We start from the raw sequence: 15,644 nt of genomic DNA on the forward strand, positions 1-15,644 counted from the left end.
CGGCGACAATAAAAATAAAATGCCGAACGGGCCAACAGGCTAGCCCCGCAATAAAAATAACAATCGGGGCCCACGCCGGTCACTTGAGCGTGATGGACCTCTTTCCGCGACACGAGCAACGGTCAATAAAAATAACAAACCGTCTGCCTCGGGCGGCCCCGTCCCACGATTGAGTGGCCGGCACTTCCCTTGTTGATTTTCCCTGTTTTTCGACCGATTTAAGCCCCTTTGCCCTTGTTTGTTCTGCCCCGCAACATTTCCTGAACGCCGCTCAAGTGGTATGATTCGGCGTCTATTTCTCCCTGAAAACGTGTTTAATACTCAATGTCCTCAAGCCTGATTACCGGCATCGTCGTGGCCAGCCTGCCACTTGTTGCCCTGATTGCAGTCCACCTCTGGCACCGCTACCGCATCAATCATTCGACCGCCGGAGCTCAACCCATGACTACCGCGCCCCAGGGCCGCACGGTCATTCACCGTGACGATCACATCCTGTCACGCCGTGACATGAGCGATAACGCCCTGAAAGTCCTCTACCGGCTCAAAGACGCCGGCTACGAAGCCTACCTGGTGGGCGGCTGCGTTCGCGACCTGCTGCTGGGCGAACACCCCAAGGACTTCGACGTCGCCACCGAAGCCACCCCCGAGGAAGTGCACGAGCTGTTTCGTAACTCTCGCCTGATCGGTCGCCGCTTCAAGCTGGTTCACGTGCGCTTTGGCCGCGAAATTATCGAGGTAGCCACTTTTCGCGCCGGCCACGATTCGCAGAACAACGCCCAGCACGGCCACCAGGATGACTCTGGGCGCATCCTGCGGGACAACGTCTACGGCACCGTGGAAGAGGACGCCCTGCGCCGCGACTTCACCGTGAACGCCCTTTACTACTCGGTCCGCGATTTCAGCATTCACGATCACGCCAACGGCGTCGAGGATCTGGACAACCGCACCCTGCGCCTGATCGGCGATCCCGAAGCCCGTTACCGCGAAGACCCGGTTCGGATGCTGCGCGCGGTGCGCTTTGCCGCCAAGCTCGGCTTCACCATGGCCGAGGAGACCGAGGAACCGATCTGCCGCCTGGCGCCGCTGCTGGGAGATATTCCCGCCGCCCGCCTGTTCGAGGAAGTATTGAAGCTGCTGCTGGGGGGCCGTGGCGAAGAGACCTTCAAACTGCTGCGCGAATTCAACCTCTTTACCCCGCTCTTCCCGGCCACCCAGCGCCTGCTGGAGCGGGGAGGAGATCAGGCCGAACTTTGCGAAGAGCTGATCATCGCCGCCCTGCGCAACACCGACAAGCGCATCAAGAAAGGCAAGAGCGTGACCCCGGCGTTTATCTATGCCGCCATGCTCTGGCACCCGCTGCAAGTTCGCATCGCCCAGCTCCGGGACGAGGGGTTGCCGCCGATTCCCGCGCTCCACCAGGCGGCCCAGGACGTGGTGCAGCAGCAGGTACAGGCCACCTCGATCCCCCGCCGTTTCAGCGGCCCCATGCGGGAGATCTGGGAACTGCAGTTCCGCCTGCCCCGCCGCTTTGGACGTCGCGCCGAGCAGCTGGTGGAACACCCCCGCTTTCGCGCCGCTTATGATTTCCTGCTGATGCGCGAAGCCAGCGGTGAGCAGCTCGACCAACTGGGTGACTGGTGGACCCGCTACCAGGAGGAGGACGACGAAGGACGCGCCGCCCTGGTCAAAGATCTCGGCGGACAGCGCCCCAAGCGTAAGCGCAAACGCAGCCGCAAGCCGCGCTCGGCCGACAATGGCTGAAGTCCGCGCCTACATCGGCCTGGGCAGCAACCTGCTCAACCCCCTGATGCAGGTCAGCCAGGCCCAGCAGGCGCTGGCATCGCTGGCCGGCTGCCGCGAGGTCACCCACTCGCAGCTGTATCGCAGCGACCCGGTGGGCCCCCCCGGGCAGCCCGATTACATCAACGCGGTCACCCGCCTGGAGACCCACCTCGCCCCCGAGGCCCTGCTGGATCGGCTGCAAGCCATTGAGCAGGCCCACAACCGGGTGCGGGGCGAACGCTGGGGACCGCGCACCCTTGACCTGGACCTGCTGCTCTACGGCGATTGCGTGATCGATACGCCACGCCTCAAGGTGCCCCACCCGCACATGGGCGAGCGCAGCTTCGTCCTCTACCCCCTCGCTGAACTGGCGCCGAACCTGGTGCTGCCGAACGGCAGCCCCCTGCAAGCGCTTTTGGCCCGGTGCCCTATGGGCACCCTTCAGCGGCTAGGGGTATAATCGGCGCCTATCGTCGCCTGAGCGACCCATCCATTCCGACAGCGGACGCAGTAAGCTATGAAAAATACGACCCTGCACACCCTGGCGCAGATGAAGCGCGAGGGCGAGAAATTCTGCACCCTGACCGCCTATGACGCCTGTTTCGCCCAGCTCGTCGGTGAAGCCGGCGTCGAGGTGATCCTGGTCGGCGACTCCCTGGGCATGGTACTTCAGGGCAATGACAGCACCCTGCCGGTCACCCTCGAAGAGATGGCCTACCACACCGCCTGCGTCAAGCGGGGCAACCGCGGCGCGCTGATCATGGCGGACCTGCCGTTCATGAGTTACGCCACCCCCGAGCAGGCGATGGAGAGCGCCGCCGCCCTGATGCAGGCCGGCGCCCACATGGTCAAGCTCGAAGGCACCGCCTGGCTTGCCGACACCATCGAGCGGCTGAGCGAACGCGGCATTCCCGTCTGTGCACACCTGGGCCTGACTCCCCAGTCGGTCAACAAGCTCGGCGGCTACAAGGTCCAGGGCCGCGGTGATGCCGAAGCCCAACAGCTGCTGGCAGACGCCAAGGCCTTGGAAGCCGCCGGCGCCAGCGTGCTGCTGCTTGAGTGCGTCCCCAGCCCCCTGGCCAAACAGGTCACCGAGGCAGCCGAGGTGCCGGTCATCGGCATCGGTGCCGGCCCCGACACCGACGGCCAGGTACTGGTGCTCCACGACATCCTGGGCCTGACACCGGGACGTCCGCCCCGCTTCGTCAAGAACTTCATGGCCGAGGCCGCCACCCCCCAGGAGGCGCTTCGGGCCTATGTCGATGCAGTCAAGAGCGGCGCCTTTCCCGCCCCCGAGCACGGCTTCCAGTCATGATCCGGGTCGGACGCATTGACGAGGTCCGGGCCAAGGTCGCCGAGGCCCGGGGCAAAGGGCTGCGCATCGCCTTCGTACCGACCATGGGCAACCTGCACCCGGGCCATATGAGCCTGATCGACGAGGCGCGCCGCCAGGGGGATTACGTGGTGGCCAGCATCTTCGTCAACCCGCTGCAGTTCGGCGCCAACGAAGACCTGGACAGCTACCCCCGCACCCTGGAGGCGGACCAGGCGCAGCTGGCCGCCAAGGGCTGCGACCTGCTCTTCGCCCCCACCGTGGAGGAGATGTACCCGGGCGGGGCCGGACTGCAGACGCAGGTCGATGTCCCCGAGCTTGGCCGTCAGCACTGCGGCGCCAGCCGCCCCGGCCACTTCCGTGGCGTCGCCACCGTGGTGACCAAGCTTTTCGGCATCGTGCAGCCGGACGTGGCAATCTTCGGCTGCAAGGATTTCCAGCAACTGGCGGTGATCCGCGCCCTGACCCGGGACCTGAGCCTGCCGGTGACCATTGTCGGCGCCCCCACCGCTCGCAACGAGGCGGGACTGGCGCTGAGCTCGCGCAACGGCTACCTCAGCGCCGAGGAGTTTGAGATCGCGCCGGCTCTCTACCGCACCCTGGAGGAGACCCGCCGGGCGATCGAGGCGGGCGAGAGCGACTACCCGGCCCTGCAAGCCCGGGCCAACGCAGCCCTGCAAAACGCCGGCTTTACCCCGGACTATTTCCACATCTGCCGCCAGGACGATCTACAACCGGCCGAGGTCGCGGACCGGAAACTGGTGATTCTCGCCGCGGCAAAGCTGGGCGGCGCCCGGCTGATCGACAACCTCGCCTTCGAACGCCCCTGACCCTCCCGGCACCTCGCCTTAGCGGCTGCACAAAGCGGCCGCTGGCGAACGCCACCGATACCTGTTAATTTCCCAACCCCGGCAATAAGAAAGCGGCTTCCGGTGAGCCCGGACCCGCTCTGTTGCTGCGCAATATGGATTCTTTTATCCTGTTGCCCTTTGACCAGTTAAGGATGAGGCGTTTTATGCGTGATGTCGTAATCGTTGCAGCGGGCCGCACGGCTATCGGTGCTTTCAATGGATCCCTCTCTTCACTTCCCGCCAGCAAGCTGGGCGAGATCGTAATCAAAGGCCTGCTGGAGAAGTCCGGCATCGCCCCCGAGCAGATCAACGAGGTGATTCTCGGCCAGGTACTCACCGCCGGCTGTGGCCAGAACCCCGCCCGCCAGGCCTCCATCAACGCAGGTCTCCCCCAGTCCACCCCCGCCATGACCATCAACAAGGTCTGCGGCTCCGGGCTCAAGGCGGTGCAGATGGCCGCCCAGGCCATCATGCTGGGCGACGCCGAGATGATCATCGCCGGCGGCCAGGAGAGCATGAGCCAGTCCGGGCACTACCTGCCCAACTCCCGCAACGGCCAGAAGATGGGCAACTGGAACATGGTCGACACCATGGTTCACGACGGCCTCTGGGATGCCTTCAACAACTACCACATGGGCATCACCACCGAGAACATCGTCGACAAATACGGCTTCACCCGGGAAGCCCAGGACGCCTTCGCCGCCGCCTCCCAGAACAAGGCCGAGGCCGCCCTCAAGGCCGACCGCTTCGCCGACGAAATCATTCCGGTGGTGATTCCCCAGCGCAAGGGCGACCCCGTCGTCTTTGACAAGGACGAGCAGCCCCGCCCCGGCGTCACCGCCGAGGCCCTGGGCAAACTGCGCCCGGCGTTCAAGAAGGATGGCACCGTTACCGCCGGTAACGCCTCCACCATCAACGACGGCGCCGCCGCCGTCATCGTCTGCAGCGCCGACAAGGCCAAGGAGCTGGGGCTGACCCCGCTGGCCACCATCAAGGCCTACGCCAACGCCGGCGTCGACCCCGCCATCATGGGCACCGGCCCCATCAGTGCCACCAAGGCCGCCCTCGCGCGCGCCGGCTGGACCGTTGACGACCTGGACCTGATCGAAGCCAACGAAGCCTTCGCCGCCCAGGCCATGTCCGTCAACCAGGACCTGGAGTGGGATACCGACAAGGTCAACGTCAACGGCGGCGCCATCGCCCTGGGTCACCCCATCGGCGCCTCCGGCTGCCGCGTGCTGGTCACCCTGCTGCACGAAATGGCCAAGCGCGACGCCAAGAAGGGCCTGGCCACCCTCTGCATCGGCGGCGGCATGGGCACCGCCCTGGCAGTGGAGCGCTAAGGGCCAACCGCCCGGCATTCACTCAAAAGGCCGCTTCGGCTAAGCCATTTGCCTTTTACGGGTAAATGAACAAAAAAGAACCCCGCTTCGCGGGGTTCTTTTGTTTTCGGGGCTGTCTTTGCAACCGAGGCAGAGCTCAACTCCTACTGCTCAGGGGCATGTCACTGTCGCCAGAAAGGTTTGGACGCCTCTTCCAGCGCCTCCCCTCGGCTGATGCCGATATCCTTGAGTTCGTGGGGCGTCAGCCCCAGAAGCTGCTTTCGCGTGCGCCAGTTCTGGTACCAGCGCCGTAGCCGTTGACGCAGCGAAACGGACACCGGTACTGAAGCGCGATGACATGAATAAGCTTTGCTATTGCACTGTGTATAAACCGACATGATCCTTATCTCCCTGTTTGCCTAGAAAAGCCATAATTGCAAGCACGAGAGAGCGCGACAAACGATTAAACCCGACACATAATTAAGGCCAGCTTATTCATAGAGAACCATGCCATGCGCCGTATGCCCAACCTCAAGGCCTTGCAGGCGTTCCGCCATGCCGGGGAGCAACTGAGCTTCAAAGCCGCCGCGGAACGGCTGAACGTCACCCAGGCGGCCATCAGCCAGCAGATCAAGGCGCTAGAAAACCAGCTCGGCACCAAGCTGTTTCATAGAATGACTCGTGAAGTGGCGCTGACCGCTGAGGGGAAGCAACTGCTCAGCGCCGTATCCCAGGGCTTTGCCACGTTGGAGCAGGGGGTTGCGCAGCTGATGGTGGACCCCAACCCTGGGCAACTGAACATCAGCACCCTGCCCTCCTTCGCCAGTCGCTGGCTGGTGCCACGGCTGGGACGCTTTCAGCAAGCGGCGCCGGAACTGACCGTCAGTCTGTCGCCTTCGCTGAGCCTGGCCTCGTTTGACGGGCAGAACCTCGATGTGGCTGTTCGGTTCGGAGAGGGAGACTATCCCGGACTGAAAACCGTCAAGCTGTTCGAGGAGTACCTGGTACCGGTCTGCCACCCGAGTTTGCTCGACACCCGCCGGCCGCTGGAGGCCCAGCTTCCCGAACTGGCGCTGCTCACCGACGATGCCCCCGACATGGTGTCGGTATGGGAGGAGTTTGAGGGCCAGTCAGGAATACCCCTTCGCCACGAGTCCGCCCGGCTGCACGTGACCGACTCCAACATGCTGGTCGAAGCCGTGCTCGCCGGACAGGGGCTGAGCCTGCTCCGGTTCAGCCTGATCCACGAACTGCTGGCCCTTGGGCAGCTGGTCTGCCCGCTGCCGCTGTGGCTGAAATCCCGCTATGACTACTACCTGGCGGCCCCGCCCGCCCATTTCAAACGCCCAAAGATTCGACGCTTTGAGCAGTGGCTGCGGAGCGAGTTCGCGACAAGTCAGGAGGCGTGGCAGGCGTTTCAAGAGGCGTTTAAATAACAAAGCTTTTGCAGCAGCAACGTGAAAGGGCCGCCGTGTTGGCGAGGGTCCCGCGAGAGAGAGTGCCAGAATCCCTCATGTCGAATCCTGGATACAGCCGCAGCTTAGCGGGATGTCCCCGGTTTCGTGGCTCGCTTCGCCCTGCGTGAGTCGCTTTACCCTAAATAGCCCCGCGGTATACCTTTATAGGCCAACAAATTCCAACTGGCAGTACGCAATGAAACCGCAACTCAGAAAGCTGTTCTGGCCCATTCTCAGTCTCTTTGAGACGGACGCGCCTCCCACCCATTACAGACCCTCCCACCGCACCATTCTTAATGTCGTCGGCACCTTGTTCATGCTTCTTTCGTTGGGCTCGGCATCCGCTGTGATCTACACGGGGCAACTGGAAGCCATCCTGCCGGTTATCGTGTTTTTCTGTATTGGTTCGGTCGCGCTGATCGTTGGCGCACTGGGCTCAGATGGTGCCGTGTCGCGTATCTGGGGAAAAAGGTAGGCTCGCCAACGACCGACCCGCGGGGTCAGCGCCCCGCGCGGTAATCCCCGCATTGGCGGCATACTCCGGTCAGTGAAACACTTCCACCTGTGCCACCCGGTTGTAACTCACCGGCAACAGGGCCTCGCCGTTGCCCACGTTCTGCAGCAACCGAAGCCCCCAGCGCGAGGTGGAAACCAATACCCCCTCCATACGCCGGCCGTTGTGGGTGGTGACCTTGACCCGCCCCCCGTGGTGTTGATCCAGGGCCCGGGTCGGCACCGGCTTGAAGCGGGGCCGCACCACAGCCTCCGGCTTTTTCGTCGCGCCGGCCTGAGCCCCCAGCAAGGCGCTGCTCACCGCGGCAGATTCGCCTGAAGCTTGTTTTTCAAGAGTGGCCGGTGGGTCGGTGCTGGCGTTGTCATTGTCGTCGAGCGCTTCGGCGACCGGCGCGACCCAGCCCAGCCCCAGCGGGCTAACCGGCTCACCGTTGACCGTCAGCCCGATATCCAGCACCTGCAGCAACTGACCGGGGCTGTATAGGAGCAGCGTCTGCAGCGCAACGGGACTGGCCGCGTGAAACACCACTTCGAAACTTCCCTCCCCGGCTGCGAACTTCTGGTAGGCGGGAACCACGGTGTCGCTGAACGAGAAGCCCTGGGCGCGGTAACCGGTCACCACGGCAGCGGCGTGGCGAGCCACGAAGTCATCGACCGACTCGTCATTGAGCCGAGCGCAGTAGCGGTTTCGTCGTTCGTTGAACGACTGATCCTGATAGGCGAGTGACAAGCCACCGAAGCGCAGCTCCGAGACGGTGGCCAGCGCCTTGCGGTCCAACGCGCCGACACCCAGATCAATTTCGGTTTGCACACTGATGCGCGCAACTTCCGGTAGGGTCGTTATCAGTTCGAGCGTGACGAACTCGCTCACAGGATCGAACGCATAACCGAACTCAACATCCGCCTCCAGCTTCGGGTAGCCCAGCGCCTTCATCAGCGCTGCGCCGGTGGCCGCCTGGGTGCAGCCCAGCGTGGCGCCGGCGGGCGGATACTGAAGATAGCCCTGAAAAAGCTCCTGAGTAGCGGTGTCGAGCGCAACCCCTTTCAGCTCAAACGACAACCGTTCCGGCAGGCTTTCCTGCCCGCCCGCCTCAAGGAACGAGGTCCAGCTGTCGGCCTTGGCCCGTATCGCGCCCACAGCCACCGGCGTTGCCTGCCCCTTGGGGAAGATCCGCACCCCTTCAATGCCGGCGATGCCGTCAAAATCGGCGATGATGTGCTCGTAATCCACCGCGGCGAAAGGTGCGGCCTGTTCGATCCAGCCGTCCACGGTGGTTTTGACCTGGTACCAGTAGGCCGCTTTCACGGTGGCAAAGCCGAGGGCCGGCACCAGGAAGGGGAGTAGGAGTTTTCTCATAGCCGGCCCGTTTACGGCAACTGCGCGCACCCGCGTAAATTATTCGGGGCAGGTGCGCCTGAAATCATCTGAATCAAGGCATTACACCCCCTGGCTCCGAGTGAGTCAAATAGGGTTTGGAGTGGCGACAGGGTGTTGAAAACAGCAATACTCGGCGGCGCTCGAAATAGCGTGCACAAGGTCGCGAGCGGCCCCCTCAGGCGATTCCTTCGATCAGGGCGTCGCCCTCCCGGTCCACTACCGGCTCTTTTCGCAGCCAGATAAAAAAGCAACTGCCGACCCCTTCCCGGGAGCGCACCTCGATGGTGGCGCCAAATCGTTCCAGAATGCCGTAGCTGACCGATAACCCAAGCCCCGTGCCGCCCCGGGTCTGGGTAAAGAAAGGGTCGAAAATGCGCGGCAACACCGCCTCCGGGATTCCCCGGCCATTATCCCGCACCACCAGCAGCACGCCCTGATTCTGCCAGGTCCGGGTGCGCAAGGTCAGGGTCGAACGTCCGGGTTTGTCCGCCATGGCGTGAAGAGCATTGACCATCAGGTTCACCAGCACCTGCTGAAACTGCTGTGGGTTGCCCCCTACCCGCGTGCCGGCCCGGAGATCCAGACGCAGGCGGACCGATCTCTTGGCCAGGTCGTGGCGCACCAGCACCAGGGTGTCTTTGACCACCTGATTAACGTCCACCTGGATCACCGGGCTCTGGTAGTCCGAGGGACGGGAGTACTGCAGCAGGTTGTTGATAATCGCCCGAATGCGATAGACCTGGTCGATGATCAGCTGGGCTTCGTGGCGCACCGGCTCACCGGCACTGCCCAGCTCCGACATCAGCAGGTCCATGTTGCCCAGGATCACCGCGGTGGGGTTGTTGATTTCGTGGGCGATCCCGGCCGTCAGCTCGCCGATGGCGGCGAGCTTCTCCTTACCCACCAGTTGCTGGCGGGTGCGTTTGAGCAGGTCCAGGTTCTCCTGCAAGTCGGCGGTACGCCGCCGCACCTTTGCCTCCAAATGCTCGGCGGATGCCTGCAACTGTTCGTGCTGGGACTGCAGCTGATCAAGCATGGCATCAAACTGATGGGCCAGCTCGCTGAGCTCGTCTCCCGAGTCCAGGTCTCCGATCCGCAGGTCCGGTTCGCGGTGTACCCGGCGAATCACCTGCGCCATCGCCTCCACGGGACGGAAAATCGAGCGTGCGCCAGACACCGCCAACCCGACACAGAGCACGGTTACGCCGAGGAAGAGGGCGAGCAACCACTTCAGGGCCTCGTAGTACGTCGCCCTGAAAGGCGCCTCCAGAAAGCCGGCGTAGAGCATCCCCACCCGCTCGCCGTGGACATCCACAATGGGCTCGTAGGCCGAGATGTACCAGTCGCTGACCACGAACGCCCGGTCGATCCAGCTTTCACCGCGATCCAGCACCTGCTCCCGCACCTCGCGGGAGACCCGGGTACCCAGGGCCCGATTCTGGGGCGCCCCGAGATTGCGGGGGACGTTGGTATTGATGCGCACATCGTCCAGGAACACCGTCACCGTGCCGAGACTCCCCTCCGACAGGCTGCCGCCGCCGTAAACTAGGTCCCGCAGACTGTCGACGAATTCGAAGTTGCGGTTGACCAGCACCCCGCCGGCCAGAAAGGCGCGGACCTCCCCGAAGGAGTTGCGCACCGGGTAGACCATGTGCAACACCATGGCCCGATCCTCGGCAACCCGCTCGGTGGGTACCGCCCGGGGCGTATCGACCAACTCCAGGTACACCCGCTCGGCGAGCTCCGGGTCCAGGGCACGCAACTGGGTGGCGGAGAAAATCTCGACCCCCGCCGCTGGCTCGTTGCCGCGGGCCTGGTCAAGCAACGGCGAATTCTGCAGAACACAGCGTCCGTCGCCCAGGTAGTGGCAACCCTCGAGGTTCAGCAGATGAACAAAGTCAAAGCCGGCTTCCTTTCCCAGTCGGACGAGCTGCTCTTCGATCAGGTAATCCTCGCGAAAGCCGCTCAGCAGGGTACGCATGGCGTTGCGAAAATCGTAGGACTCGGCCGTAAGGGTGAGGCTGGCGAGAAAGCGATCCTGGGAGCGGACAAAGGCGTCGTGGGCCACGGCCAGGTCGGTGTGGACCTTCATCAGCAGCTGCCGGTAGCTGACTTCATTACTCCACAGATAGGCCATGCCGATCACCGCCGGCATCACCAGCAGGACCGGGAACAGCACCAGCACCAGCAAGCGGTAGCGCAGGCTCCCCGATACCCGCCGTAAAATCCGTCCCGCCACGCCGGGCGTTACCCTCCGGCCGCCTTGCGGTCACAGTCCGGGGCGTCGGGCTCGTCTTCAGCCCCTCGCCATGCCTGCAGCTTGCGATCCAGAGTTTTACGTGCGACCCCCAGTTGGCGGGCGGCCTGCGTCTTGTTCCCCTCCATGTCCGCCAGCACCTGCAGAATATGTTCCTTCTCCACCTCGTCAAGCGACCACTCGGTGGGGTAACCCCGGGTTTGACCGGCCTCCCCCGCCGCCGCCTCGCTGGCAAGGTATTCAGCGGGCAGGCGCCCCAGCAACAGGCAGCGCTCCATCATGTTCCTCAGCTCGCGCACGTTACCCGGCCACTCGTAGGCCTCGAGCTGACGCAGGTCTTCATGACTGAAGGGAATTTCGGGCAGCCCCAGGCTCTCGGCCAGGTGTCGGGAGAAGTGGTGCACCAACAGGGCGATGTCTTCCCGGCGCTCACGCAGCGGCGGTACCCGAAGGCACAGGACGTTGAGCCGGTAAAACAGGTCCTCACGGAACCGTCCCTCGGCCACTTCCTCCTCCAGGTTGCGGTTGGTGGCGGCGATGACGCGGACGTTGACCGGCAGCTCGCGTTCGCTGCCCACCGGCCGAATCCGCCGCTCCTCAAGGGCGCGCAGCAGCTTGGCCTGCATCAGCAACGGCATCTCACCGATCTCATCGAGAAAGAGGGTGCCGCCGTCGGCGTAGGAGAACAGCCCTTCCCGGGTCTGCTGGGCCCCGGTGAACGAACCCTTGATGTGACCGAAGAGCTCGGACTCGATCAGATCCGGGGCGATGGCTCCACAGTTGACCGGCACAAAGGAGCCGCTGCGCTTACTCAGCTTGTGAATCGCATTGGCCACCAGCTCCTTGCCGGTGCCGGACTCACCCTCGATCAGCACCACCGAGGGGGTGGGTGCCACCCGCGCGATGAGCTGGCCGATTTCCCGCACCGCCTCGCTGTTGCCCACCATGCCCTCGGTGGTGTAAATGGCGTCCACTTGCCGGCGCAGCACAAAATTCTCCCGGGCCAGCTTGCGCCGCTCCATGCAGCGCCGGACCGAGGTGAGCATCTGTTCAAGGCGAAAAGGCTTGAGAATGAAATCCGAGGCGCCGACGCGCAGGGCATCGATCACCTTGTCAAGGTCCGCAAAGGCGGTCATAAAGATGACGTCCGAGGCGCACCCGTGAGAGGCGACCTCCTGCATCCACTCCACCCCGGAGGTCCCTGGCAGGCAGATATCGACAATCAGCAGGTCAAAATGACAGCGGCGGCGAAGCTGCTCGGCTTCCTCCGCCGAGGCCGCGGTTTCAACCAGGCCGTACTCCTTAGCCAGCGCCCGCTGCAGAAAATCCCGAATACCGGGTTCATCATCCACCACCAGAACGGACAACGCTTGGCGACCGCCTCCGTAAACACTGTCTCGGGGCAGACCTTGCTTGGTGGATGCCACGGCCCGACCCCCGGTTACGATCATGGTCACGCTACTACCTCGTTATTTTTATAATTACGACTGACGGAAGTCGTCGGGAATTCCCGCGCTCCTCTATTTTATTTTTTACCGCGCATTTATCTTTTGCCAGCTGCGGACCACGCTCCGTTAGCCGCGCGACTCAATAGAGTCGCCGAAAGCGACTCATAAGCCGGACAACGGGGGTGACCACGCTCTGCCCGGGTCATTCTGACCCATCCTCACATTTTTTGCGTCATTTTGCCCTGGATATTACCCCCTTTTTCTCTACCACGTCACCTTAAAAGCCCCAAAGCCGCGTGTTATGGCGCTTTGAAGGGCGAATTACCGTATTGGCAATCTAATTGCTTAAATATATTGCTTAACGATGACGTCACTCAGTTGACTGGACGCCTGCACCGACGATCTCATTAACCGCCAAGGAACCAGCAAGAGACTAACCCATGCGATCGATACTCTTGATGCTGCTGCTGGCCCTGACTGCCCAGGCCCAGGCCCAACCCCTGCGACTGGCTACGACCACCAGCACCTACAATTCCGGTCTGCTGGAGGCCATTCTGCCGGATTTCACCCGCCGGACGGGCATCGAAACGCAGATCATTGCCGTGGGCACCGGCGCCGCGCTGCGCATGGGGCGCTCCGGGGACGCCGATGTACTGCTCGTGCACGCCCCCGAGGCGGAAAAAGCGTTTATGGCGGAGGGCCACGGCGCCCATCGCACCGGGGTGATGTATAACGACTTCGTGCTCGTGGGTCCGGCCTCCGACCCCGCCGGCACCCGCGGGCTAAGCGACGCCGTGCAGGCGTTGCGGCAAATCGCGGAAGCCTCGGCAATGTTCATCTCCCGAGGGGACGATTCGGGCACCCACAAGAAAGAGCGAGCCCTGTGGCAGTCCCTGGGGGGCACACCCACCGAGGGCTACCGTGAGGCCGGCCAGGGCATGGGCAAAGTACTGCAGATCGCCGACCAGCTCGGTGCCTATACCCTCACCGACCGCGGCACCTGGCTGGCGTTTGCCGACAAGCTGGATCTGCAGGTGCTGGTCGAAGGCGACCCGCTGCTGTTCAACCCCTACAGCGTCATCACCATCAACCCCAAGCGCTTTCCCGATCTCAACCACGAGGGCGCCAAACAGTTGCAACAATGGCTGACGACGCCACACACACAGCAGCTGATTGCCGATTTCCGCATCAACGGCCAGCCCCTGTTCGTGCCTTCGGCCAACGCCGTCACGGCGGAGCAGGACCGCTAGGGAGCACTACTGTTGGAGCCGCTGATAAGTACCACACTGCAGGCGATGGCATTACTGTTCAGCGGTGATGCCGAACTGTGGTCCATCATCCGTGTCTCCTTCAGCACCACCCTGCAAGCCATTGTCATCGCCCTCCCGGTGGCATTTTTGGTGGGCTTTGCACTGGCCGAACTACGCTTTCCCGGCCGCTGGGCCCTGATTACCCTGTTCAATGCCCTGCTCAGTTTTCCCACCGTGGTCGTCGGCTTGCTGCTTTATCTGCTGTTGTCCCGAAGCGGGCCGCTGGGCGACTGGCAGCTGCTGTTCACCGAGCGCGCCATGGTGATTGGCCAGGTTTTACTGGCCTTTCCGGTTCTGGTCGCCATGAGCCTGGCCTGCTTCAAGGCGGCCGACAAGCGGATCTGGGAGACGGCCCGCACCCTGGGCGCCAGCCCGTTACGCGCCTTTTTCACCCTCATGTACGAGCTACGTTTCGGACTGGCCGCGGCCGGCACCGCAGCCTACGGACGCATCATTGCCGAAGTCGGCTGTTCAATGATGGTCGGGGGCAATATCCTCCATTACACGCGCAACATTCCCACCGCCATTGCGCTTGAGACCAACAAGGGCGAGTTTGCCCAGGGCATCGCCCTTGGTATGGTTCTGCTGGTCATGGCCCTGGGACTGAATATCACACTTACCCTGCTTCACCGCCGCAGCGAGGTCGGATTATGACGTTTGCCGATAGAACGCCCCTGCTGGAAGTTCGCGGTCTGAAAAAAAACTTTGGCCGCCGCACACTGTTTGAAATTGACCAACTGGCCCTTCAGGCCGGTGAGGCCTGCCTGCTGAGCGGTCGCAACGGTGCCGGCAAAACCACCCTGATGCGGATACTGGCAGGCCTGGAGCCCTGCGATGAGGGCACGCTTTACTACCGGGGCCAGCCCCTTCGAACGGGCCGGCGCGGGTGCCTGGGCGGCAGGGTGATCTACCTGCATCAGCAGCCCTGCCTGTTTGACGCCAGCGTCGAGAAGAACCTGGCTTTTGGCCTCAGACACCTCAGCCGCCAGGTGGCGGGACTGCGCGTCGAGCAGGCCCTGGCCTGGTCGGGCCTTGGACACCTGGCAGCCCGCAATGCCCGCACCCTCTCCGGGGGAGAGAAACAACGCATTGCCCTGGCCCGGGCCTGGGTGCTCGACCCCGAGCTGCTGCTGCTGGACGAGCCCACCGCCAATATGGACAGCGAGGCTCTTGAGCAGACGCTGTTTCTGGTCCGGCGCCTGATCAACGAGGGCACTGCGATCCTCCTATGCTGCCACGACCTGCGCAGCGAACAGCGCCTGGTCCACCGACGCCTGACCCTTCGCGACGGCACCCTGCGTGAAGACGCACTGGCGCTGACGCCGATGACGCCGGCCCGGGGGCTGCCGGTCGACACCACCCAACCATCATTCAGACAGATTACGGAGGCCTGACCATGCAGCCACGCAGTCCCTCGCTCAGTGCGCTGATCCTGGCCGGCGGCCAGGCCCGGCGCATGCAGGGAGTAGACAAAGGATTGGTTACGCTTAAAGGCACCGCGTTGATCGATCACGTGATCGCACGGTTACGCCCGCAGGTGCAGGCGATACGGATCAATGCCAACCGCTCCCTGGAGGAATACGCGTCCCGCGACCTCGCGGTGGTCAGTGATCACCTGAGCGGCTACCAGGGACCGCTCGCCGGCATGGCGACAGGGCTTGATAGCAGCCCCAGCGAATGGCTGCTGGTTGTCCCCTGCGACACCCCCTTCCTGCCCACCGACCTCGCAGGGCGTCTGCTGCAGGCGGCCACAGAAGACGGGAGCGAGATTGCCGTGGCCCACGACGGAGAACGGCTACAGCCGGTGATCTGCCTGCTGCACCGCGCCCTGCAGGAGAGCCTGGAGCGCTTTTTAGCCGACGGCGGGCGCAAGATCGACCGCTGGTTTGCCGAGCACCGGGTCAGCCGGGTGGACTTCAGCGATCAGCCGGATGCCTTTATCAACATCAACACCCTGCAGGAAAAACAACTGCTGGAAAGCGGAGCTGCCTGA

Annotated in this window: 15 protein-coding genes; 11 read left to right on the plus strand and 4 right to left on the minus strand. The window is 63.3% G+C overall.

Annotated elements, in window-relative coordinates; genetic code table 11:
- Positions 1–324: 324 nt before the first annotated feature.
- The 5 genes from pcnB to JGZ97_RS04370 all read left to right on the plus strand — a co-directional run bounded on the left by pcnB (position 325) and on the right by JGZ97_RS04370 (position 5,309).
- Positions 325–1,761 (plus strand): polynucleotide adenylyltransferase PcnB, encoded by a 1,437-nt coding sequence (gene pcnB / locus JGZ97_RS04350; RefSeq protein ID WP_370583998.1) that lies wholly within the window; start codon positions 325–327, stop codon positions 1,759–1,761.
- Positions 1,754–2,242 carry a 2-amino-4-hydroxy-6-hydroxymethyldihydropteridine diphosphokinase gene (folK, locus tag JGZ97_RS04355; RefSeq protein WP_207061387.1) on the plus strand — a complete coding sequence of 163 codons (489 nt, stop codon included), beginning with the start codon at positions 1,754–1,756 and terminating at the stop codon, positions 2,240–2,242. The genes pcnB and folK overlap by 8 nt, the downstream gene beginning before the upstream one ends.
- Before the next feature lie 57 nt (positions 2,243–2,299).
- Entirely contained in the window at positions 2,300–3,097 is a 798-nt protein-coding gene (gene panB / locus JGZ97_RS04360; RefSeq protein WP_207061388.1) for a 3-methyl-2-oxobutanoate hydroxymethyltransferase, read from the plus strand.
- Complete coding sequence (gene panC / locus JGZ97_RS04365) at positions 3,094–3,945, plus strand: pantoate--beta-alanine ligase (protein WP_207061389.1); 852 nt, start codon at positions 3,094–3,096, stop codon at positions 3,943–3,945. The genes panB and panC overlap by 4 nt, the downstream gene beginning before the upstream one ends.
- 185 nt (positions 3,946–4,130) lie before the next feature.
- Positions 4,131–5,309 (plus strand): acetyl-CoA C-acetyltransferase, encoded by a 1,179-nt coding sequence (locus tag JGZ97_RS04370; protein ID WP_207061390.1) that lies wholly within the window; start codon positions 4,131–4,133, stop codon positions 5,307–5,309.
- A 161-nt stretch (positions 5,310–5,470) separates the two neighbouring features.
- Here the strand turns inward: JGZ97_RS04370 and JGZ97_RS04375 are convergent, their stop codons facing one another.
- Positions 5,471–5,626, minus strand: a complete 156-nt coding sequence (locus tag JGZ97_RS04375; RefSeq protein WP_370583999.1) for a DUF1127 domain-containing protein — start codon at positions 5,624–5,626, stop codon at positions 5,471–5,473.
- A 174-nt stretch (positions 5,627–5,800) separates the two neighbouring features.
- Here JGZ97_RS04375 and JGZ97_RS04380 point away from each other — a divergent pair, with 174 nt between their 5' ends.
- The gene (locus tag JGZ97_RS04380; RefSeq protein WP_207061392.1) at positions 5,801–6,724 is read left to right on the plus strand and encodes a LysR substrate-binding domain-containing protein; all 924 of its coding nucleotides are present in this window, start codon (positions 5,801–5,803) and stop codon (positions 6,722–6,724) included.
- A gap of 217 nt (positions 6,725–6,941) precedes the next feature.
- Complete coding sequence (locus JGZ97_RS04385; RefSeq protein WP_207061393.1) at positions 6,942–7,220, plus strand: hypothetical protein; 279 nt, start codon at positions 6,942–6,944, stop codon at positions 7,218–7,220.
- Positions 7,221–7,289: 69 nt separating this feature from the next.
- Here the strand turns inward: JGZ97_RS04385 and JGZ97_RS04390 are convergent, their stop codons facing one another.
- The 3 genes from JGZ97_RS04390 to JGZ97_RS04400 form a co-directional block, all read right to left on the minus strand.
- Entirely contained in the window at positions 7,290–8,615 is a 1,326-nt protein-coding gene (locus tag JGZ97_RS04390) for a hypothetical protein (RefSeq protein WP_207061394.1), read from the minus strand.
- A 196-nt stretch (positions 8,616–8,811) separates the two neighbouring features.
- Positions 8,812–10,875 carry a HAMP domain-containing sensor histidine kinase gene (locus JGZ97_RS04395; RefSeq protein WP_207061395.1) on the minus strand — a complete coding sequence of 688 codons (2,064 nt, stop codon included), beginning with the start codon at positions 10,873–10,875 and terminating at the stop codon, positions 8,812–8,814.
- An 8-nt stretch (positions 10,876–10,883) separates the two neighbouring features.
- Positions 10,884–12,344: a sigma-54 dependent transcriptional regulator gene (locus tag JGZ97_RS04400; RefSeq protein ID WP_207061530.1), complete on the minus strand. Its 1,461-nt coding sequence runs from the start codon at positions 12,342–12,344 to the stop codon at positions 10,884–10,886.
- A gap of 437 nt (positions 12,345–12,781) precedes the next feature.
- Here JGZ97_RS04400 and JGZ97_RS04405 point away from each other — a divergent pair, with 437 nt between their 5' ends.
- The 4 genes from JGZ97_RS04405 to mobA are packed head-to-tail and all read left to right on the plus strand — an operon-like array spanning position 12,782 to position 15,644.
- Entirely contained in the window at positions 12,782–13,591 is an 810-nt protein-coding gene (locus JGZ97_RS04405) for a substrate-binding domain-containing protein (RefSeq protein WP_207061396.1), read from the plus strand.
- A 12-nt stretch (positions 13,592–13,603) separates the two neighbouring features.
- Positions 13,604–14,305, plus strand: coding sequence for an ABC transporter permease (locus tag JGZ97_RS04410; RefSeq protein ID WP_242521534.1), 702 nt, complete (start codon positions 13,604–13,606; stop codon positions 14,303–14,305).
- Complete coding sequence (locus JGZ97_RS04415; protein ID WP_207061397.1) at positions 14,302–15,045, plus strand: ATP-binding cassette domain-containing protein; 744 nt, start codon at positions 14,302–14,304, stop codon at positions 15,043–15,045. The genes JGZ97_RS04410 and JGZ97_RS04415 overlap by 4 nt, the downstream gene beginning before the upstream one ends.
- Positions 15,046–15,047: 2 nt before the next feature.
- Positions 15,048–15,644, plus strand: coding sequence for a molybdenum cofactor guanylyltransferase MobA (gene mobA / locus JGZ97_RS04420; protein WP_207061398.1), 597 nt, complete (start codon positions 15,048–15,050; stop codon positions 15,642–15,644).

This window comes from Motiliproteus sp. SC1-56 (genome assembly GCF_017309075.1).
GTDB lineage: Bacteria > Pseudomonadota > Gammaproteobacteria > Pseudomonadales > Balneatricaceae > Motiliproteus.